This is a genomic window from Rivibacter subsaxonicus (assembly GCF_004217215.1).
Lineage (GTDB): Bacteria > Pseudomonadota > Gammaproteobacteria > Burkholderiales > Burkholderiaceae_C > Rivibacter > Rivibacter subsaxonicus.
The window spans coordinates 63,900-82,655 of record NZ_SHKP01000007.1; the positions used below are offsets into that span (position 1 = coordinate 63,900).

The window sequence follows — 18,756 nt, forward strand, 5'->3', positions numbered from 1 at the left end:
GGACGCCATCCATGGCCACTAAGGAATTCAAGGACCTGGTTGTCGGCCTCGACATCGGCACCGCCAAGGTCATGGCGGTGGTGGCCGAGGTGCTGCCGGGCGGCGAGCTGCGCGTGACCGGCATCGGCACCGCGCCGACCGCGGGCTTGAAGCGCGGCGTGGTCGTCAACATCGACGCCACCGTGCAGAGCATCCAGCAGGCCTTGAAGGAAGCCGAGATGATGGCCGACTGCAAGATCACCCGCGTCCACACCGGCATCACCGGCAGCCACATCCGCGGCCAGAACAGCACCGGCATGGTGATCGTGCGCGACAAGGAGGTCACGCCGGTCGACGTGGCGCGCGTGGTCGAGACCGCCAAGGCGATCAACATCCCCAACGACCAGCGGCTGCTGCTGGTCGAGCCGCAGGAGTTCGTGATCGACGGCCACGAGGTCAAGGAGCCGATCGGCATGAGCGGCGGCCGGCTCGAGGTCAAGGTGCACATCGTCACAGGCGCGCAGAGCGCGGCCGAGAACATCGTCAAGTGCGTGCGCCGCTGTGGGCTCGAGGTCGACCAGTTGGTGCTCAACCCGAGTGCCAGCAGCCACGCGGTGCTGACCGAGGACGAGAAGCACCTCGGCGTCGCGCTGGTCGACATCGGCGCCGGTACCACCGACGTTCAGATCTTCACCGACGGCTCGGTGCGCCACACCGCGGTGATCCCGGTCGCCGGCGACCTGATCACCAGCGACATCGCGATGGCGCTGCGCACCCCGACCAAGGACGCCGAGGAAATCAAGGTCGAGCATGGCCACGCCAAGCAGCTGCTGGCCGACCAGCACCAGCAGGTCGAGGTACCGGGGCTCGGCGATCGCGCCCCGCGCATGCTCGGCAAGCAGGCGCTGGCCGGCGTCATCGAGCCTCGCGTCGAGGAGATCTTCTCGCTCGTGCACCAGGCGATCCGCGAGAGCGGCTACGAGGAACTGCTGTCGAGCGGCATCGTGCTGACCGGCGGCTCGGCGGTGATGCCGGGCATGGTCGAGCTGGCCGAGGACATCTTCCTCAAGCCGGTGCGGCGCGGCCTGCCGACCTACTCAGGCCCGCTGTCCGACATGGTGGCCAGCCCGCGCGCGGCCACCGCGATGGGGCTGCTCGAGGAGGCCCGGCTCGGACGCACGCGCGGCATGAAGGCGGCCGCCCAGGCCGGCTCGGCCGCGGGCGTGCTGGGCCGCGTGCGCGACTGGTTCATCGGCAATTTCTGACCCGATTTTTCATCCCCAGGTTTCCTGTCCCAAAAGCAACAACAGGCTTTACCACGGCAACTGCAACACGACGACAAGGAGAGAACACCATGGCCATCGAAATGATCGAAGAGTTCGAGCTCGGCACCAGCATCAAGGTGATCGGGGTCGGTGGTGGCGGCGGCAACGCCGTCGACCACATGATCTCGGAGGGTGTGCAAGGCGTGGAATTCATCTGCGCCAACACCGACGCGCAATCGCTGCACCGCTCCGGCGCGGACCAGCTGATCCAGCTCGGCACGACCGGGCTTGGCGCCGGCTCCAAGCCGGCCGCCGGCAAGGAAGCGGCAGAAGAAGCCGAGGGCCGCATCCGCGATGCGATCACCGGCGCCAACATGATCTTCATCACGGCCGGCATGGGCGGCGGCACCGGCACCGGCGCGGCGCCGGTGATCGCGCGCGTCGCCAAGCAGATGGGCATCCTGACGGTGGGCGTGGTGACCAAGCCCTTCGAGTTCGAGGGCGGCCGTCGCATGAAGCAGGCCGAGGCCGGCCTGGCCGAGCTGGAGGCCAACGTCGACAGCCTGATCGTCGTGCTCAACGAGAAGCTGCTCGAGGTGCTCGGCGACGACATCTCGCAGGACCAGGCCTTCAAGCACGCCAACGACGTGCTGAAGAACGCGGTCGGCGGCATTGCCGACATCATCCACATCGATGCCTCGATCAATGTCGACTTCGAGGACGTCAAGACGGTGATGAGCGAGCCCGGCAAGGCGATGATGGGCACCGCGCAGGCCGGCGGCCCGGACCGCGCCAGCAAGGCGGCCGACGCCGCGGTGGCCTGCCCGCTGCTGGAGGGCATCGACCTCAGTGGCGCGCGTGGCGTGCTGGTGCTGATCGCCGCCAGCCGCAGCAGCTACAAGCTCAGCGAGAGCAAGACGGTGATGAACACGATCCGCCGCTACGCCGCGGAAGACGCGCACGTGATCTTCGGCGCCGCCTACGACGAGAGCCTGGGCGACCAGCTGCGCGTCACCGTGATCGCCACCGGCCTGGCCTCGGGCAAGGCCCAGCGCGCGCCGATCAGCGTGGTCCACAGCCAGCCCGCGCTGCGCACCGGCACCCACGACCTGCCGGTGCTGACGCAGGCGGTCGGCCAGTCGGTGGGCGCGGCCCAGGCGCCGGTCGGTGCCCACGCCGGCGCGCCGGGCGCGGCCTACGACCCGATGCACGTGCCCAGCGTCTGGCGCAGCGGCCGCACGCAAGCCGCGGCCAAGGTCGACGCGCTGGCCAGCAACGGCATGGACGAGATCGAGATCCCGGCGTTCCTGCGCCGGCAGGCCGACTGAGCGAGCGCTGCTGAAGTTCTTTTCTGTCGTGTTTCCGGCCGGGCGTCATGCTCGGCCGGCTTTTGGCGTTGCGCGGCCGCATTGGTGCGCCCATGCGCATCGCCAGCTTTCAACGGTTGTCGGCAGTACAGCGAATTCTCAGGATCACCACCGAGATCGCCTCGCAATCTTGGCATTGTCGACAAGACAAGCCGATGTCGTGCAGCAGCGGCGCAGCTTGCGTGCAAATCCGGTTCGCCCGATGACGACTCAGGCTCCACACACTGCGTCCAGCCATGCCTGCTGCGTTTGACAAGCTCTTCGCCGCGTTTCCACAGTGGCAGTCACTTGCGCGTACAGAGCTGGACGACTCAGGTCAGGCCTATGAAGTTGTCGAGATTGCAGCGCCGGCCAGCGCCATGGTCGAGCACGGACTGGTCATTGACTCTTCGAATGACGAGATCACCGTTGGCTTCGATTGCTATCACTCGCACTTTGATCAATGGCTTGGCGACGGTGCGCACTTTGGAACGACTGCAGCGCTGGAATTCGTCAAGCAGATCATGACTGAGCAGGTGGCGGTGGTTTCCTGGTGGCAGAACGAAGAGTGGCGCGGCTCTGCCCAGCTTGAGCCGCTTGATTCGGCGAAGCCGCCCTCTTGGGCGGCGGCAGGTACCTTCAATCGAATCCGCGTTCGCTCATGGAACGGCACACACAATGCCGACTTCAGCGCGTAGCCAGTCGCTGGTGTCTCGCGTAGGCGCCAGTGATTGCTCGACGCCGAGTTCGACGTAATCCGTGTTCGTGAATGCCCGATCCTGGCGACGGGAGTTGGCTAGCGCTCCCGGTGACAATCGACCCCAGAGCGAAGTGCGGGGCCACCCTGCGCCCAGGGGCGCGGCGGCCGCGAAGGTGAGTCCATGAAGATCGGTGTCCAGCGCTGGATCGACCGCTGGGTCGGCAGTGCGCTTTGTCTTGCGGTGTCGTGCATCGACGCGGTGGCGCGCCGGCTCTGGCCCGCGCCGGCGGCGCTGCCGGCGCCGCGGGCGATCGTCGTGATCCTGCTGTCCGAGATGGGCAGCCTGGTGCTTGCGCACGACATGTTCACGCGGCTGCGCAAGCGCTATCCGCAGGCCACGCTGCACGCGATGGTGTTTCGCAAGAACCGCGAGATCCTCGACCTGATGCAGCTGATCGATCCCCGCAATGTGCATGGCGTCGATGCCTCGTCGCTGCCGCGCTTTGCGATCACGGCCGGCCGCGCGCTGCTCGAGCTGCGCCGGGCCGGGGTCGACATCGCGATCGACTGCGAGCTGTTCTCGCGCGTCAGCAGCCTGCTCAGCTACTTCAGCGGCGCCCGGCTGCGCGTGGGCTTCCACAGCCGCACCCAGGAGGGGCTGTACCGCGGCTCGTTCATGAACCGGCCGGTGCCCTACAACCCCTACCAGCACATCAGCAACCAGTTCATCGGCCTGGCGCGCGCCATCGAGAGCGAGGCCGAGCCGCTGAGCAAGCTGCCGCCGGTGGGCCTGAGCACGGTGCCGCCGCAGGTGCCGCTGGAAGCCGGCGCGGTGGCCGCGATGGGACAGCGCCTGCGCCGGGACTTTCCCTCGCTGTGGACCGAAGGCGCCGCGCGCCCGCTGGTGCTGGTCTACCCCGGCGGCGGCCTGCTGCCGATCCGCGCCTGGCCGGTGGAGCACTACGCGCAGGTCTGCCGCGAGTTGATGGCCGAGGGTTGCGCGGTCGCGGTGATCGGCCTGCCCGAGGACCATGCGCTGGCGCAGCAGCTGATCGCGTTGACCGCCCCGGCAGCGGCAGCCGGGACCGCCGCGCCCTGCATCAACCTGACCGGCTACACCGCGTCGATCCGCGAGTTGCTGGCGCTGTTCCACAACGCGCGGCTGCTGATCACCAACGACGGTGGTCCGGGCCACTTCGCGGTGCTGACGCCGATCACCACGATCATGCTGTTCGGCCCCGAGACCCCGTCGCTCTACGCACCGCGCGCGCCCAACGCCCACACCTTCTACGCCGACTGGCCCTGCAGCCCCTGCCTGAGCGCCTACAACCATCGCAATACCTACTGCGACGGCGACAACCAGTGCCTCAAGCAGATCCCGGCCGCCGCGGTCGGCGCCAAGGCACATGAGCTGCTCGGGCTGCGCCGGACGCAGGAGGTGGCGGCATGAGGGCACTCGGCGAGGGGCCCCGCTTGGCGGGGATCGACGCAGCCCGAGTGCCGCCAGCGACCGACTGCGCCACCGGTTCAGATCAACTCAACGCTGCGGAGGGAGCGGCGTGAGCCGCCTGGCCACGCTGACGCGTCGCGTGATGCGCTGGCGCTTCTCGCGCTTCGCGCTGGTCGGCCTCAGCGGCACGGTGATCAATACCGTGGTGCTGTACCTGGCGCAGGAATACTGGTTCGCGCAGCTCGAGCCCTTCGCGTTCCGGCTCAACTTCTCGCTGGCGCTGGCGATCTTCGTGGCCACCGTCAGCAACTTCCTCTGGAACCGCGGCTGGACCTGGGGCGATCGCAACGCCAGCCGCGAGCGCAGCACGCTGCGCCTGTTCGGCCAGTACTGCATGGCCGCCGGCGGCGCGATCGCCATCCAGTTCGTGATGGCCAAGTGGCTGGCCGACAGCGTGCACTACCTGCTCGGCAACCTGATCGCGATCGGCGTCTCGGCACTCTTCAACTACGCGGCCAACGATCTCGGCACCTTCCGCAACCGGCGCCACAAGCCCGCGCCGGTCGAGGAGAGCCGGCCGTGATCGAGCCGGCCGCCCGCCCGCGCGCCACGGCGGCCTGGCTGCTGCTGGCGCTGCTGGCGGCGGCGGCCTACCTGCTCGGGCTGGGCGGCCAGCACATCCCGAAGAACGGCGACGAGTCGGTCTACATGCACATCGCGCGGCTGACCGCGGGCACGGGCCAATGGCTGCCGTTGCAGTCCGAGATCGAGGGCCTGGCGCGCAACACCAAGCCGCCGCTGCTGTTCTGGCAGGCGATGGTGGCCGGCAGCTGGGGCGAGGCCTGGAGCCTGTGGCGGCTGCGGCTGCCGAGCTACCTCTACACGCTGGCCAGCGCGCTGCTGGTCGGTGCGCTTGCCGCGCGCCTGGTCGCGCGACCCGGCGCGAACGATGCGCCGCGCCCGCCGCTGCAGGTGGCAGCACTCGCGGTGCTGGTCTACCTCGCCTTCTTCAGCACCTACCGCTACAGCCGGCCCTACCTGACCAGCGCGCCGGAAACCTTCTGGATGTTCGCGCCCTTCTTCGCGATCGCCTGGTCGCCGGCGCGCGTGCTCGGCTCGCGGCTGGGGTTCCCGCTGCTGGCCGGCGTGGCGCTCGGCATCGCTTGCCTCTACAAGTCCTTCGCGCTGGTGCTGCCGGTGGCGCTGGCGCTGGGCGCCTGCTACCAGGTGGCGGGGCCGCGCGGGCGCGGCCTGTTCGTGCTGCGGCGCGCCGGCTTCTGGAGCGACGTGGGCCGGGTGCTGCTGGCGGCGATCGTCGCGACCGCGCTGTTCGCGCTCTGGTTCGTGGTCGATCCGGCGCCGGCCGAGGTCTGGCGCGAGTTCGTGGTCGGCGAGAACGCCGGCAAGTTCAATGCGCGGGAGAGCTATCTCGGCAAGGCGCTGGCCGGCAGCGGCAGCATCTGGGGCCTGATCCCCGGCTACGCGGTCAACGCCGGGCTGCTGATGCCGGTGGTGGTGGGCCTGCTGTTCGCGGCCTGGCGCGCGCGCTCCGGTGCCGACGCCTCGGAGCGCGTGCTGTGGCTCTGGCTGCTGGTGCTGCTGCTGGTCTTCATGCTGCCGAGCCAGCGCTCGGCGCGCTACCTGGTGGCGGCGATGCCGGCGCTGGCGGTGCTGATGGTCTTGCACTGGCCGCGCATCGCCCGCGGCTGGTTCATCGCGACGCTGCTGATGGCGCTGCTGGCGACCCTGTTCGCGCTCAACGTGGCGCTCGGCGTGCAGGCCCTGGAGCCCTCGGCCGGCGGCTACTCGGCCGGGCTCTGGCTGTGGCTGCTCGCGATGGCGGCGGCCTGCGTGGCCGGCCTCGTGAAGGACGGCTGGACGCGGCCGGTGGCGGCGCTGATCAGTGCCGCCTTCTACGTCGCCTTTGCCTGGGTCACGGCGCCGCTCGAAGGGCCGGCCGGGCGCTACGACGATGCCGTCATCGAGCGCCTGCGCGGCGAGGCGGTGATGGTGCCGTCCAACTTCAACGGCGACTTCGAGCGCTACCAGTTCCTGCTGCCGGGCGCGCGCATCGAGCACTACTTCGCGGCCCAGCCGGTGGACTTCGACGGCCTGCCCGCGCTGCTGGCCGGGCATCGCTTCGTGATCGTGCAGCGGCGCGTCGGCCAGCCGCCGTGCGCCGACGAGCGCGCCGAGGCCTGCCGCGTCGTCGCCGCGCGCTGGGACATCCGCAGCCGCCAGACCAACGCCGAGATTCGCGCCAGCCTGCTGCGCGCACCGCAGGACTTCTGGTTCGCGCGCGAGTACCTGGTCGAGCGGCTGGCTGCCGCCGAAGGCAGGCCCTGATGGCGCTCGACCTCGCGGCCAAGACCCGGCCGGACGCGCCGCCGGCCTCGAGCCTGCTGCAGCGGCGCCGCCTGCTGTTCGCGGTGCTGGCGGCGGCGCTGGCGGTCGAACTGCTGCGCGAGCAAATCGGCGGCGGCGGCCTGCCCGAGCCGGTGCCGCTGAGGCTGGTCGTGCCCTCGCCGGCCGCCGAGCCGGTGGGTCCGCTGCGCTTGCGCGCGCTCGAGCCGATCGATGTGCCGATGCCGGCCGACACGCTGGCCGCGCACGCGAGCTCGCTGGTGGTGCAGCCCGGCGGCGAGGGGCTGCTGGCGGCCTGGTTCGCCGGTTCGCGCGAGAGCGCGCCCGACGTGCGCATCGTCGCCTCGCGCTTCGATCCGGCCGCCACGAAGTGGAGCGCGCCGCAGACCCTGGTCGACCGCGATTCGCTGGCGCGCCTGCTCGGCTTCGGCGTGCGCCGCATCGGCAACCCGGTGCTGTGGATCGATGGTCGCGGGCGCCTGCACCTGTTCGTCGTCGCCACCGGCCTCGGCGGCTGGGCCGCGTCGCGGGTGGTGCACCTGCGCGTGCTCGAACCCGGCGCCAGCAGCATCGACGCCGGCACGCCGGTCGAGGCGCGCGTGCTGCCGCTGTCGCCGCTGTGGGGCATCAGCATGATGGTGCGCGGCGCGCCGGCGCCGACCGTGGGCGGCGGCGCGCTGCTGCCGCTGCACTTCGAGATCGGCATCGACGTGCCGATGCTGCTCGAGATCTCGGAGGACGGTGCGCCGCTGCAGGTCAGCCGCATCACCAACCGCACCAACTCGCGCCAGCCCAGCATCGTCGCGCTCGGCCCGCAGCAGATGCTGGCCTTCCTGCGGGACGACGGCGAGCCGCGCGGCTACGTGCAGCGCGCCCGCAGCATGGACGCCGGCCGCCACTGGGAAGACCTGCCGGCGATGGAGCTCAACAATCCCGACTCGGCGCTCGCCGCGCTGCGCCTGCCCGACGGCAGCCTGGTGCTGGCGATCAACCCCGACGAGCACGACCGCCGGCGCCTGGTGCTGATGCGCTCGACCGACGGCGTTCAGTGGCGCGAGGAGGCCGTGCTCGACGACGCGCCCAACACCAGCGATCTCGGTGCGCCCAAGTACCGCGGCCTGACCGAGTACTCCTATCCGACGCTGGCGCTGAGCGGCAACGAGCTGCATGTGAGCTACACGCTGCACCGGCGCCTGATCCGGCACCGGCGCTTCGTGCTGGAGCCCGCCGGACCGTGAACCAGACGCTGATCAGCCTGCAGCCCGACGCGCAGGCCGCGTGGATCTACCTGCGCCTGGGCTGGGGCGTGGTGCTGGCCGCCGTGCTGCTGGCGCTGGCGCGGCGCTCGCCGGCCACGCGCCGCGCCGGCTGGCCGCTGGCGCTGCTCACGGCGGCCGCCATGTGGCTGCCGGGCGAAGCCTCGCCGGCCTGGTGGCTGGGGCTGTCGTTCCTGGCGCCGAGCCCGCTGCTGGTGCTGCTGTGCGCGCTGGCGCTGGCCGAACCCGATGCCGATTCGCGGCGCGGGCCGCTGCTCGACCGCGCCAGCGCCATGACGCTGGTGCTGGTCGCGTTACTGCTCTACCTCTCGGTGTTCGCGCTGCTGCCGCACGACCTCTACAGCTGGGGCACCGCGCCGCTGCCCTTTGCCGCGGCGGGCGCGGCGGTGGCGATCGGCTGGTTCGTGGTCGGGCAGCGCCCCGGCCACCGGCCGCTGGCCGCGCTGGCACTGGCCGGGGCGCTGCTGGTCCACGCGCTGCTGCGGCTGCCGACCGGCAATGCCTGGGATGCGGTGCTCGATCCCTGGCTCGCGCTGTGGGCGCTGGCGAGCCTGGTGGCGGGCTGGCGTCGACGGCCCGCGTCGGCCATGCCCTGAGCCGAGCCGGGCCGGCGGCGGCTACCTACAATCGACCGATGCTCCAGCAACGCACGCTGAAAACGATCACCCGCGCCGTCGGCGTCGGCCTGCACAGCGGCCAGAAGGTCGAACTCACGCTCAAGCCGGCGCCGCCCGACACCGGCATCGTGTTCCGCCGCGTCGACCTGCCGGTGCCGGTCGAGATCCCGGTCAACGCCGACTCGGTCTGCGACACGCGACTGGCCTCGACGCTGTCGCCCGGCGGCGATCCCGGCGCGCCCAAGGTCAATACCGTCGAGCACCTGATGTCGGCCTGCAGCGGCCTGGGCATCGACAACCTGGTCATCGACATCACGGCCGAGGAAGTGCCGATCCTCGACGGCTCCGCGGCCAGCTTCGTCTACCTGCTGCAGAGCGCCGGCATCGAGTTGCAGGACGCGCCCAAGCGCTTCATCAAGGTGCTCAAGGCCGTCGAGGTGCGCGAGGGCGAGGGCGCCGCGCTCAAGTGGGCGCGGCTCGATCCGCTGCATGGCTTCAAGCTCGCCTTCGAGATTGACTTCGGCCATCCGGCGGTCGACCAGACCGGCCAGCGCGTCGAGTTCGACTTCTCCGACAACCAGTACAAGCGCGACATCGCGCGCGCCCGCACCTTCGGCTTCACCAAGGACGTCGACGTGATGCGCGCGCGCGGCCTCTCGCTCGGCGGCAGCATGGACAACGCGATCGTCGTCGCCGACCGCCGAGTGCTCAACGCCGACGGCCTGCGCTACGACGAGGAGTTCGCGCGCCACAAGATCCTCGACGCGATCGGCGACCTCTACATCGCCGGACGCCCGCTGTTGGCCAGCTACACCGCCTTCAAGAGCGGCCACGCGATGAACAACAAGCTGCTGCGCGCGCTGCTGGCCGAGCCCGGGGCCTTCGAGATCGTCAGCTTCACGCGCGCGGCCGACGCGCCGCGCGGCTTTGCCGACCTGGCACCGGCCTGGTAGCGCGGAGAGCGGCACATGCTGATGTTCCGCTGGATCGTGATGCTGCTGCTGCTCGCTTCGGTGCTGTGCCTCGCGATGTCGATCGGCACCGGACAGGCCGTGTGGCGACGGCGCGGCATCATGATCCTCAAGTGGACGCTGGTCGCCGGCCTCGGCTTCTTTGCTGTCATGATCCTCGAGCGCATGGCGATGGTGATCTGAGCGTCGCCAGTACCGGGTCATAGTCAATAACACCCAGGAGAACAGCGATGCGGATGATCACTCCGATCTTTGGATGGCTCATGCCCGGCGCGGCCGCGACCTCGCTGGCCCTGCTCGCAGGCTGCGCCAGCGGCCCGACGCTCAACTCGAGCTGGCGCGACCCGGAGTTCAAAGGCCCGCCGCTGCAGAAGGTGCTGGTGATCGGCGTCAGCCGCAGCGAGACCCAGCGCCGCATCTTCGAGGACGGCTTTGCCCAGGGCCTGCGCAAAGCCGGTAGCAACGGCGTCGCCAGCCACCCGCTGCTGCCCGAGAGCGGTGTGATCCCCGACGCGCGGATTCAGGAAGCGGTCAAGCAGGCCGGCGCCGACGCCGTGATGACCACGCGCGTACTCAGCCGCGAGCAGCGCATCAACGTCGTGCCCGGCGCGCCGATGATGGGCCCGCCGATGGGGCGCGGCTTTCACGGCTGGTACGGCTCGGCGTGGATGATGGCCCCGCCGCCCGACGTGATCCAGTACGACGTGGTCACCATCGAGACCACGCTGTGGGATGTGAAGCGGGATCGCGTGGTCTGGACCGCGACCACCCAGACCACCCGCGTCGACAACCTGCCGGGCCAGACCGAGCAGCTCGCCGCGCTGCTGGTGCCAAAGATGAAGGCCGACGGCGTGCTGTAGCCGACGCGTCACGCGCGCCGCGCCGCGCCGCGCAGCGCTCGGCTCAGGCGGCTTCGGCCTGCGCCAGGTCGCTCGCGGCGGGCAGGTCGGCGTCGAGCAGCGCCGCGACATCGAGAACGCCGGTGCCGAAGGATCCCGGCTGCCAGACTGCCGGCACGCGAGCGGTAGCTCGCGCCAGGGCGCGGAAGGCCTCGATGCGTTGCCAGCGCTGCGGGTAGGCGGCGTCCAGCTCGGCCGCCCGATGGGTCAGCCACAGCGCAGCGGCGCCGGTGGTCATGGCGGTCGCGTACGAAGTACCGTCGCCGCCGAAGCCGTAGCTGAAGCTCGACGTGCCCCTGACCGAGGCCCGCCGAAGGTCGGCCGCCGGCGCGCTGAAGTCCACCTCGGGCCCGAAGCTGCTGCCGCTCCACGGCGTGTCGTCGCGCGTCACGCCGGCCACGGCGACCGTGCGCACCAGGCTGGCCGGGCCGACCACCGAGTTCACGTGGTTGCCCGCCGCGCAGACCATGATCACGCCGGCGTCGTAGGCCGCGTTCACCGCGCGCCTGAGTTCGCGCCGCATCGTGCCGAGAAACACGCCCAGGCTGACGTTGATGACGCCGACGCCCTGCGCCAGCAGGTGCGTCACCGCCTGCTCGAACTCGCGCTGCGCGTGGTTGATCAGCACGATGTCGGTGATGCGCACCTCCACCACCGGCACCTTCGGCGCGACGCCGAAGAACGGGCCACCGGACGCCGAGTCGTCGTGGCCGCAGATCGTGCCGCCGATCTTGGTGCCATGGCCGGCCGAGACGCCGATGCCGTTGTCGAGGCCGGCGCCAAGCTCGGCGATCGGCGTGGCGTCGGCGTTGTCGGAGGCCGGGAAGAAGGTCTCGGCGTTGGCCGTGTCGAGCCAGGTGGCGGGAAAGCCGAAGGCCGGGTGGCCGGTGTAGCCGGTGTCGATGTGGCCGACCTTGGTGCCGTTCCAGGCGATCGCATCCGGGCCGCCCAGCAGTTGCCAGGCCTGCGGCACCCGGACCTGCACGAGGTGCCAGTCGAGCCCGACCGCGGCTCGCGCCGCCCGGGTCGCGGCGGCAACGCCCGTTCGCGCCGGCAGGTCGATGGCATCACGCGCGGCCAGGATCGTCGCCGAGGCCTCGTCACCGATCGGCTTGAGGTCGGCGACGCCGCAGACGGCGAGCAACTGCAGCAGCGGGATCGACGGGTACTCGATCTCGAGCGCGCGCAACAGAGTGCCGCGCAGGATCGCCTGGTGCTGGCTGAACGCGAACAGGCGCACATCCAGGCCGGGCAGGTACTTCGCGAGCCGGCGTTCGACCTCGGCCAGGGGCCGGCCATCGCTGATCACAATGAAGTTGTTCATCGCTGCCCCTCGCACGCCATCGTGGCGGCGTCGAAGATTTCAGGGCATTTGCGGCCGTCGGTGCATCCCCAAGCCGGTGGACGCGCTGGCAGGCCCGGGCTCTCAAGGAAACGCCGGGCCGCCCCAAGCTTCCTTGGCCCCCCGTGGGGGGCGGGCTGGGCGCAGCCTGGCCTTGGGGGCCCTAGTAGGCCCGTCCCCGCTTGTAGGCCGCGTGCGCGCGGCGCTCGAGCGGGCTGGCCGCCTCGAGCAGCGCGAGCGAGGTGCCGGCATGGGCATGGGTGATGGCGATGCCGAGCGCGTCGGCGGCGTCCTTGCCGGGCTCGCCGGGCAGCGCGAGCAGGCGTTGGACCATCTGCTGCACCTGCTCCTTGCGCGCCGAGCCGTGGCCGGCGACCGCCTTCTTCATCTGCACCGCGGTGTACTCCGACACCGCCAGGTCGCTCGACACCAGCGCCGCCAGCGCCGCGCCGCGTGCCTGGCCGAGCAGCAGCGTGCTCTGCGGGTTGACGTTGACGAACACGATCTCGACCGCGGCGCTGGCCGGCTGGTAGCGCTGCACCACCTCGCAGACGCCGTCGAACAGGATCTTCAGGCGGCCGGGCAGGTCGCCGTTGGGCAGCGCGTCGGTCTTGATGGTGCCGCTGGCGACGTAGCGCAGCGCGCTGCCCTCGATCTCGATCACGCCGAAGCCGGTGGTGCGCAGGCCGGGGTCGATGCCGAGGATGCGCATCACGGTCCGTTGCCGGTGCCGAGGCCGAAGTACCAGCGCACCGAATGGAAGAACACCGGTGCGGCAAAGCACAGCGGCGCGATGCGGTCGAGCAGGCCCACGGCGCCGGTGACCGAACTGCGGTTGCCCCAGTAGCGCACGCCGGCGTCGCGCTTGAGCGCCTTCATCACGAACTCGCCCATGGTGCCCGCGGCGCTGGCGATCAGCGCCATCACCATCGCCTGGCCGGCCTTGAACGGCGTGATCCAGTAGAGCAGGCCGCCGACGAAGGCGGCCGAGAAGGCGCCGATCATCCAGGCGCGATAGCTGAAGCTGCGGCTGATCTGGCGCGCCACCGGCCGGCGGCGCAGGCGCCGGCTGGCGGCCTCCTGCACGATCTGCGCGGTGGCCACGACGAACACCATGAAGAACACGAGGAAGGCGCCGCGACCCTGGATGCGGGGAAAGTCGAGCAACAGCAGCGCCGGCGTGTGCGACAGGCCGAAGATGCAGACCATGATCCCCCACTGGATCTTGGCGTTGCGCTCGAGGAAGCGCTCCGGATCGCCACTGAGCGCGCTGACCACCGGCACCAGCAGGAACATGTAGACCGGGATGAAGACCGAGAACAGGTCGAAATGGCGCGTGCCGACCAGCGCGTACTGCACCGGCAGGATGAAGAAGAAGGCCAGGATCAGGCTGCGGTGGTCGCTGCGCCTGGTGTGCATCAGCGTGATGTACTCGCGCAGCGCGAGGAAGCTGAAGCCGCCGAACAACAGCGTGGCGCCGAGCGGGCCGCTGATCCAGGCCAGCCAGAACAGCGTGGCGCTGACCCACACCGCGCGCAGGTCGCGCTTGAAGCGGCGGTGGCGACCCTCCTGCTGCTCGGTGTGCTCGCGCAGCGAGACGAAGAAGGCGGCGGCGGTCGCCACCAGCAGCACGCCGAACAGGATGATGAACAGCAGGCCGATCTGCTGGCCGGTGTCGAGGTTGCGGGGATGGATCATGCCGCGGCCTCCGACGCTTCAGCTGACGGGTGCGGTACCGGAGCGTCGGCCGCTGACGGCCTTCGCGCTACGTCGATCCCCGCTGCGCGGGGCCCCTCGCCGAGTGCGCTCATGCCGCCACAGCCTCCAACGCCATCACCGCATCACGCGCGCGGTCGAGGAAGTCGCGCTTGTCCTCGCCCGGCTCCAGTTGCAGCGGCGCGCCGAAGGTCACCGAGCACAGGATCGGCACCGGCACCACTTCACCCTTGGGCATCACGCGCTGGACGTTGTCGATCCAGGCCGGGACCAAGGTGACGTTCGGGAACTGCTCGGCCAGGTGGAACAGGCCGCTCTTGAAGGCCTGCGGCACGCCCTTGTTGTTGCGCGTGCCCTCGGGAAAGATCACCAGCGAATCGCCGGCCTTGAGGGCGGCGACCAGCGGTTCGAGCGGGTCCTGGTCCTCGGTGCGCTGGCGACTCACGTAGACCGCGTTGAACACCTCGCGCGTGATCCAGTGCTTGAACTTGCCCGAGGTCCAGTAGTCCTTGGCGGCGATCGGGCGCGTGTGGGCGCGCAGGTCCAGCGGCAGCGCGGCCCAGATCAGCACCCAGTCGAGGTGGCTCTGGTGGTTGGCGAAGTAGATGCGCTGCTCGGCCTTGGGCGGGCAGCCGTACCAGTGACCCTGGGCACCGGTGACCAGCCGCGCGATGGTGGCCACCAGGATCCCCATCGCCTCGGCGAGGAGCTTGTTCATCAGTGTCTGAAGTGACGCACGCCGGTCAGCACCATCGCGATGCCGCGCTCGTCGGCGGCCTGGATGACCTCGTCGTCGCGCATGCTGCCGCCGGGCTGGATCACGCAAGTCGCACCCGCATCGGCCAGCACGTCGAGGCCGTCGCGGAACGGGAAGAAGGCGTCGCTGGCGACCGCCGAACCCTGCAACGACAGTCCGGCGTGGCCGGCCTTGATGCTGGCGATGCGCGCGCTGTCGAGCCGGCTCATCTGGCCGGCGCCGACGCCGAGCGTCATGCCGCCGCCGCAGAACACGATCGCGTTGCTCTTGACGAACTTGGCGACCTTCCACGCGAACAGCAGGTCGGCGATCTGTGCCGGGGTCGGCTTGAGCTTGCTGACGACCTTGAGCTCGCTGGCATCGAGCACGCGGTTGTCGGCGCTCTGGATCAGCAGGCCCGAGCCGACGCGCTTGATGTCATGCGTGTTGGCCGGCGCGCGATCCGTCGGCAGCGCGATCTGCAGCACCCGCGTGTTGGCCTTGGCGGCGAAGACCGCGCGTGCCTCGTCGCTGAAGGCCGGCGCGATCAGCACCTCGACGAACTGCTTGGCGACCAACTGCGCCGCGGCGGCGTCGACCGGCACGTTGAAGGCGATGATGCCGCCGAAGGCCGAGGTCGGATCGGTCTTGAAGGCCTTGGCATAGGCCTCGGCCGCGTCGGCGCCGAGCGCGACGCCGCAAGGGTTGGCGTGCTTGACGATCACGCACGCCGCACCATCGAAGCTCTTGACGCATTCCCAGGCCGCGTCGGCGTCGGCGATGTTGTTGTACGAGAGTTCCTTGCCCTGCAGTTGCACCGCGGTGACCAGCGAGCCGGGCGCTGGCTGCAGGTCGCGGTAGAAGGCCGCGGCCTGGTGCGGGTTCTCGCCGTAGCGCAGGTCCTGCAGCTTGACGAAGCGGCCGTTGCTTTGCGCAGGAAACTCCGCCTTGCTGCCGTCGGCCTGCAGCGCCGACAGGTGGTCGCTGATCGCCGCGTCGTAGTTGCTGATGCGGTTGAAGGCCGCCACCGCCAGCGCGAAGCGGGTGGCCTTGCTAATGCCGCCGGCCTTGAGCTCGGCGACGACGCCGGCGTACTGCGAGGCATCGGTCAGCACCGCGACGTCCTGCCAGTTCTTGGCCGCCGAGCGCACCATCGCCGGGCCGCCGATGTCGATGTTCTCGATCGCCTCCTCCAGCGTGCAGCCGGGCTTGGCGACGGTGGCCTCGAAGGGATAGAGGTTGACCACCAGCAGGTCGATCGTGTCGATGCCGTGGGCGGCCAGTGCCGCCATGTGCTGCGGCACCTCGCGCCGTGCCAGCAGGCCGCCGTGAATCTTGGGGTGCAGCGTCTTCACGCGGCCGTCGAGCATCTCCGGGAAGCCGGTGTGATCGGCAACTTCGGTCACCGGCAGCCCGGCCTCGGCCAGCAGCTTGGCGGTGCCGCCGGTGGACAGCAGCCTGACGCCGAGCGCGTGCAGTTCGCGCGCGAGTTCGAGGACGCCGGTCTTGTCGGAAACGGAGAGGAGGGCGGTGAGTTTCATTCTTGTCCTTGATGAACGATGACCGGCGCGCTACGCGCGACCGATGAACAATGAACTGAATTCATTCATCGTTCATGCGATGCGCAGCGAGCGTCATCATTCATTTGATCAGCTTGTGCTCGAGCAGCTTGCGCCGCAGCGTGTTGCGGTTGATGCCCAGCCACTCGGCGGCGCGCGACTGGTTGCCTTCGGCCTGCTGCATCACCACGTCGAGCAAGGGCTTCTCGACGACGTTCATCACCATCTCGTGGACGTTGTGCGGCTCGGCGCCACGCAGGTCCTTGAAGTAGGTTTCGAGGCTCTCGCGTACGCAGGCCTCAAGGTTCTTTCTGCTCATGCTGCTTGTTTTTCTGTTGGCATGTCTTCAAGGGAATCGGCCGCCCCTCCCTGAGGCAGCCGCTCGTGCTGTTCGGCCAGGCGGTCGAACCAGTCTTCGAGCGCGGCGATCTGCAGCGTCGCGCTTTCGATCACGTTGATGCGCGCGCGCAGCGCGCCGCCGCCGGGCAGGCCGTGGACGTACCAGCCGATGTGCTTGCGTGCGCTGCGCACCCCGCTGAACTCGCCGTAGAGCGAGTGATGGTCGTGCAGGTGCTCGACCAGCCAGCCCTTCACGTCGAGCGTGCGCGGCGCGGGCAGGTGCTCGCCGTGGCTGAGGAAGTGCGCGATCTCGCGGAAGATCCATGGCCGGCCCTGCGCGGCGCGGCCGATCATCACGGCGTCGACGCCGGTGCGCGCGAACAGCTCGCGCGCGCGCTCGGGCGAATCGATGTCGCCATTGGCGACGATCGGGATCTGCAGCTCGGCCTTGATTGCCGCCACCGTCTCGTGCTCGGCCGCGCCGCGGTAGCCCTGCTCGCGGGTGCGGCCGTGCACGGTCAGCATCGCGATGCCGGCCTCCTGCGCGCCGCGCGCGATGCGCAGCGCGTTCTTCGTCTCGTCGCACCAGCCGGTGCGCATCTTCAGCGTGACCGGCACGCCGTGCGGTGCGCAGGCGGTGACCACCGCCTCGACGATGCGCAGCGCCGCCGCTTCGTCGCGCATCAGCGCCGAGCCGGCCCACTTGTTGCAGACCTTCTTGGCCGGGCAGCCCATGTTGATGTCGATGATCTGGGCGCCGCGGTCGATGTTGTAGGCGGCGGCCTCGGCCATCGAGATCGGCTCGGTGCCGGCGATCTGCACCGCGATTGGCGCCACTTCACCTTCGTGGTTGGCGCGGCGCGAGGTCTTGAGGCTGTCCCACAGCTCGCGCTTGCTGGTCACCATCTCGCTGACCGCATAGCCGGCGCCGAGCTTCTTGCAGAGCTGGCGGAACGGCCGGTCGGTCACGCCTGCCATCGGCGCGACGAACAGGCGGTTCGTCAGTTCGATGGGGCCGATGCGCATGGTGGTGACAGGGGTGGGCTGCTTAAAAAAGAGGCGCGAGTATAGCGGTCCGTCCGCCCGAGTTTTTGCTGCTGTGCGCCAAGCATGGCGGCTCGAACCGGGGCCGCGAATAATGCACGTGATGCAAGCCTGGTTCGAAGCACTGCTGACCGCACTCGCCCTGCCGCAATACGGCCTGAGCACCGTGTTCATCGTGGCACTGGTCAGCGCGACGCTGCTGCCGATGGGCTCGGAGCCGGTGGTGTTCGGCCTCATCAAGCTCAACCCCGAGCTGTTCTGGCCGGCGATCCTGGTCGCCACCGCCGGCAACACGGTGGGCGGCGCGATCAGCTGGTGGATGGGCTATGGCGCCGAGCGCGCGGTCGAGGCGATCCGCCACAAGCCGGTCGAGCACCGGGTGCTCGGCTGGCTCGAGCGCTTCGGCCCCAAGGCCTGCCTGATGAGCTGGCTGCCGGTGGTCGGCGACCCGCTGTGCGCCGTGGCCGGCTGGCTCAAGCTCTCGTTCTGGCCCTGCCTGTTCTACATGGCGATCGGCAAGTTCTTTCGCTACCTGACGATGACGGTGCTGCTGCTGTGGGTGCTGCCGGGGCGCTTCACGCCGTGAGGAACATCCGATGAGCGAAGACTTCAAGGTGCGACGCGTCGGCGCGGAGGAGGCCGCGGCCGGCGCCGATGCGCTGGTCGAGGCGCTCGCCGACGTGCTCGTCGATTGCGTGGAGGGCGGCGCCTCGGTCAGCTTCATGACGCCGTTGCCACGCGAAAAGGCGGTGACCTTCTGGCGCGGTGTTGCGGGTGGTGTCGCGCGCGGCGAGCGCGTGCTGCTGGTGGCCGAGGACGGCGACGGCCGCATCGTCGGCACCGTGCAACTCATCACCGCGCTGCCCGACAACCAGCCGCATCGCGCCGACGTCGCCAAGATGCTGGTGCGCCGCAGTGCACGCCGGCGCGGCGTTGCGCAGCGCTTGATGGCGGCGCTCGACGCCGCCGCGCGCGAGGAGGGCAAGTCGGTACTCGTGCTCGATACCGTGACCGGCGGCGATGCCGAGCGGCTCTACCAGCGCGCCGGCTGGCAGCGGGTGGGGACGGTGCCGAACTACGCGCTGATGCCGGACGGCGCGCTCTGCGGGACGACCTTCTTCCACAAGCAGCTCTGAGCGGATGGGGCAGCGC

General features: G+C 69.9%; 20 protein-coding genes. 13 read left to right on the forward strand and 7 right to left on the reverse strand.

Going from position 1 to position 18,756, the window contains the following annotated elements:
- Positions 1-11 precede the first annotated feature (11 nt).
- The 11 genes from ftsA (at position 12) to EV670_RS13530 (ending at position 10,829) form a co-directional block, all read left to right on the forward strand.
- Positions 12-1,244: a cell division protein FtsA gene (gene ftsA, locus EV670_RS13480; RefSeq protein WP_130432974.1), complete on the forward strand. Its 1,233-nt coding sequence runs from the start codon at positions 12-14 to the stop codon at positions 1,242-1,244.
- Positions 1,245-1,333: 89 nt separating this feature from the next.
- On the forward strand, positions 1,334-2,572 hold the full coding sequence (gene ftsZ, locus EV670_RS13485) for a cell division protein FtsZ (RefSeq protein ID WP_130432976.1): 1,239 nt from the start codon (positions 1,334-1,336) through the stop codon (positions 2,570-2,572).
- A gap of 275 nt (positions 2,573-2,847) precedes the next feature.
- The gene (locus tag EV670_RS13490) at positions 2,848-3,288 is read left to right on the forward strand and encodes a hypothetical protein (protein WP_130432978.1); all 441 of its coding nucleotides are present in this window, start codon (positions 2,848-2,850) and stop codon (positions 3,286-3,288) included.
- Between the two features lie 183 nt (positions 3,289-3,471).
- Complete coding sequence (locus tag EV670_RS13495) at positions 3,472-4,740, forward strand: glycosyltransferase family 9 protein (protein WP_130432980.1); 1,269 nt, start codon at positions 3,472-3,474, stop codon at positions 4,738-4,740.
- Between the two features lie 109 nt (positions 4,741-4,849).
- Entirely contained in the window at positions 4,850-5,323 is a 474-nt protein-coding gene (locus EV670_RS13500; RefSeq protein ID WP_242616970.1) for a GtrA family protein, read from the forward strand.
- Positions 5,320-7,086, forward strand: coding sequence for an ArnT family glycosyltransferase (locus EV670_RS13505; RefSeq protein WP_130432982.1), 1,767 nt, complete (start codon positions 5,320-5,322; stop codon positions 7,084-7,086). Before EV670_RS13500 ends, EV670_RS13505 begins: the two co-directional genes overlap by 4 nt.
- Positions 7,086-8,342, forward strand: coding sequence for an exo-alpha-sialidase (locus tag EV670_RS13510; RefSeq protein ID WP_130432984.1), 1,257 nt, complete (start codon positions 7,086-7,088; stop codon positions 8,340-8,342). Before EV670_RS13505 ends, EV670_RS13510 begins: the two co-directional genes overlap by 1 nt.
- Complete coding sequence (locus EV670_RS13515) at positions 8,339-8,977, forward strand: hypothetical protein (protein ID WP_130432986.1); 639 nt, start codon at positions 8,339-8,341, stop codon at positions 8,975-8,977. The genes EV670_RS13510 and EV670_RS13515 overlap by 4 nt, the downstream gene beginning before the upstream one ends.
- A gap of 38 nt (positions 8,978-9,015) precedes the next feature.
- A complete protein-coding gene (lpxC, locus tag EV670_RS13520) occupies positions 9,016-9,951 on the forward strand; it encodes a UDP-3-O-acyl-N-acetylglucosamine deacetylase (RefSeq protein ID WP_130432988.1) in 936 nt (311 codons plus the stop codon).
- Between the two features lie 15 nt (positions 9,952-9,966).
- Complete coding sequence (locus tag EV670_RS13525; RefSeq protein WP_130432990.1) at positions 9,967-10,152, forward strand: hypothetical protein; 186 nt, start codon at positions 9,967-9,969, stop codon at positions 10,150-10,152.
- 47 nt (positions 10,153-10,199) lie between these two features.
- Positions 10,200-10,829 (forward strand): DUF4136 domain-containing protein, encoded by a 630-nt coding sequence (locus EV670_RS13530; RefSeq protein ID WP_130432992.1) that lies wholly within the window; start codon positions 10,200-10,202, stop codon positions 10,827-10,829.
- A gap of 43 nt (positions 10,830-10,872) precedes the next feature.
- Here EV670_RS13530 and EV670_RS13535 read toward each other — a convergent pair whose 3' ends face one another.
- The 7 genes from EV670_RS13535 to dusB form a co-directional block, all read right to left on the reverse strand.
- Complete coding sequence (locus tag EV670_RS13535; protein WP_130432994.1) at positions 10,873-12,192, reverse strand: S8 family peptidase; 1,320 nt, start codon at positions 12,190-12,192, stop codon at positions 10,873-10,875.
- A 181-nt stretch (positions 12,193-12,373) separates the two neighbouring features.
- Positions 12,374-12,922, reverse strand: coding sequence for a crossover junction endodeoxyribonuclease RuvC (gene ruvC / locus EV670_RS13540; RefSeq protein ID WP_130433769.1), 549 nt, complete (start codon positions 12,920-12,922; stop codon positions 12,374-12,376).
- Complete coding sequence (locus EV670_RS13545) at positions 12,922-13,908, reverse strand: phosphatidate cytidylyltransferase (protein ID WP_130432996.1); 987 nt, start codon at positions 13,906-13,908, stop codon at positions 12,922-12,924. The genes ruvC and EV670_RS13545 overlap by 1 nt, the downstream gene beginning before the upstream one ends.
- A 109-nt stretch (positions 13,909-14,017) precedes the next feature.
- Positions 14,018-14,644 (reverse strand): lysophospholipid acyltransferase family protein, encoded by a 627-nt coding sequence (locus tag EV670_RS13550; protein ID WP_130432998.1) that lies wholly within the window; start codon positions 14,642-14,644, stop codon positions 14,018-14,020.
- A complete protein-coding gene (purH, locus tag EV670_RS13555) occupies positions 14,644-16,203 on the reverse strand; it encodes a bifunctional phosphoribosylaminoimidazolecarboxamide formyltransferase/IMP cyclohydrolase (protein WP_130433000.1) in 1,560 nt (519 codons plus the stop codon). The genes EV670_RS13550 and purH overlap by 1 nt, the downstream gene beginning before the upstream one ends.
- A 100-nt stretch (positions 16,204-16,303) precedes the next feature.
- The gene (locus EV670_RS13560) at positions 16,304-16,540 is read right to left on the reverse strand and encodes a Fis family transcriptional regulator (RefSeq protein ID WP_130433002.1); all 237 of its coding nucleotides are present in this window, start codon (positions 16,538-16,540) and stop codon (positions 16,304-16,306) included.
- The gene (gene dusB, locus EV670_RS13565; protein WP_130433004.1) at positions 16,537-17,586 is read right to left on the reverse strand and encodes a tRNA dihydrouridine synthase DusB; all 1,050 of its coding nucleotides are present in this window, start codon (positions 17,584-17,586) and stop codon (positions 16,537-16,539) included. Before dusB ends, EV670_RS13560 begins: the two co-directional genes overlap by 4 nt.
- Positions 17,587-17,707: 121 nt before the next feature.
- Between dusB and EV670_RS13570 the strand changes: the two genes are divergently transcribed.
- Positions 17,708-18,190: a YqaA family protein gene (locus EV670_RS13570; RefSeq protein ID WP_130433006.1), complete on the forward strand. Its 483-nt coding sequence runs from the start codon at positions 17,708-17,710 to the stop codon at positions 18,188-18,190.
- 10 nt (positions 18,191-18,200) lie between these two features.
- Positions 18,201-18,740, forward strand: a complete 540-nt coding sequence (locus EV670_RS13575) for a GNAT family N-acetyltransferase (protein WP_130433008.1) — start codon at positions 18,201-18,203, stop codon at positions 18,738-18,740.
- The last annotated feature ends 16 nt before the right edge of the window (positions 18,741-18,756 follow it).

Coding starts and splice junctions, on each gene's coding strand:
- dusB (WP_130433004.1), bottom strand. CDS start 17,586: ATGCGCATCGGCCCCATCGAACTGACGAACCGCCTGTTCGTCGCGCCG.
- EV670_RS13570 (WP_130433006.1), top strand. CDS start 17,708: ATGCAAGCCTGGTTCGAAGCACTGCTGACCGCACTCGCCCTGCCGCAA.
- EV670_RS13525 (WP_130432990.1), top strand. CDS start 9,967: ATGCTGATGTTCCGCTGGATCGTGATGCTGCTGCTGCTCGCTTCGGTG.
- lpxC (WP_130432988.1), top strand. CDS start 9,016: ATGCTCCAGCAACGCACGCTGAAAACGATCACCCGCGCCGTCGGCGTC.
- EV670_RS13550 (WP_130432998.1), bottom strand. CDS start 14,644: ATGAACAAGCTCCTCGCCGAGGCGATGGGGATCCTGGTGGCCACCATC.
- purH (WP_130433000.1), bottom strand. CDS start 16,203: ATGAAACTCACCGCCCTCCTCTCCGTTTCCGACAAGACCGGCGTCCTC.
- EV670_RS13495 (WP_130432980.1), top strand. CDS start 3,472: ATGAAGATCGGTGTCCAGCGCTGGATCGACCGCTGGGTCGGCAGTGCG.
- ftsA (WP_130432974.1), top strand. CDS start 12: ATGGCCACTAAGGAATTCAAGGACCTGGTTGTCGGCCTCGACATCGGC.
- EV670_RS13535 (WP_130432994.1), bottom strand. CDS start 12,192: ATGAACAACTTCATTGTGATCAGCGATGGCCGGCCCCTGGCCGAGGTC.
- EV670_RS13545 (WP_130432996.1), bottom strand. CDS start 13,908: ATGATCCATCCCCGCAACCTCGACACCGGCCAGCAGATCGGCCTGCTG.
- EV670_RS13560 (WP_130433002.1), bottom strand. CDS start 16,540: ATGAGCAGAAAGAACCTTGAGGCCTGCGTACGCGAGAGCCTCGAAACC.
- EV670_RS13575 (WP_130433008.1), top strand. CDS start 18,201: ATGAGCGAAGACTTCAAGGTGCGACGCGTCGGCGCGGAGGAGGCCGCG.
- EV670_RS13510 (WP_130432984.1), top strand. CDS start 7,086: ATGGCGCTCGACCTCGCGGCCAAGACCCGGCCGGACGCGCCGCCGGCC.
- EV670_RS13490 (WP_130432978.1), top strand. CDS start 2,848: ATGCCTGCTGCGTTTGACAAGCTCTTCGCCGCGTTTCCACAGTGGCAG.
- EV670_RS13530 (WP_130432992.1), top strand. CDS start 10,200: ATGCGGATGATCACTCCGATCTTTGGATGGCTCATGCCCGGCGCGGCC.
- ruvC (WP_130433769.1), bottom strand. CDS start 12,922: ATGCGCATCCTCGGCATCGACCCCGGCCTGCGCACCACCGGCTTCGGC.
- ftsZ (WP_130432976.1), top strand. CDS start 1,334: ATGGCCATCGAAATGATCGAAGAGTTCGAGCTCGGCACCAGCATCAAG.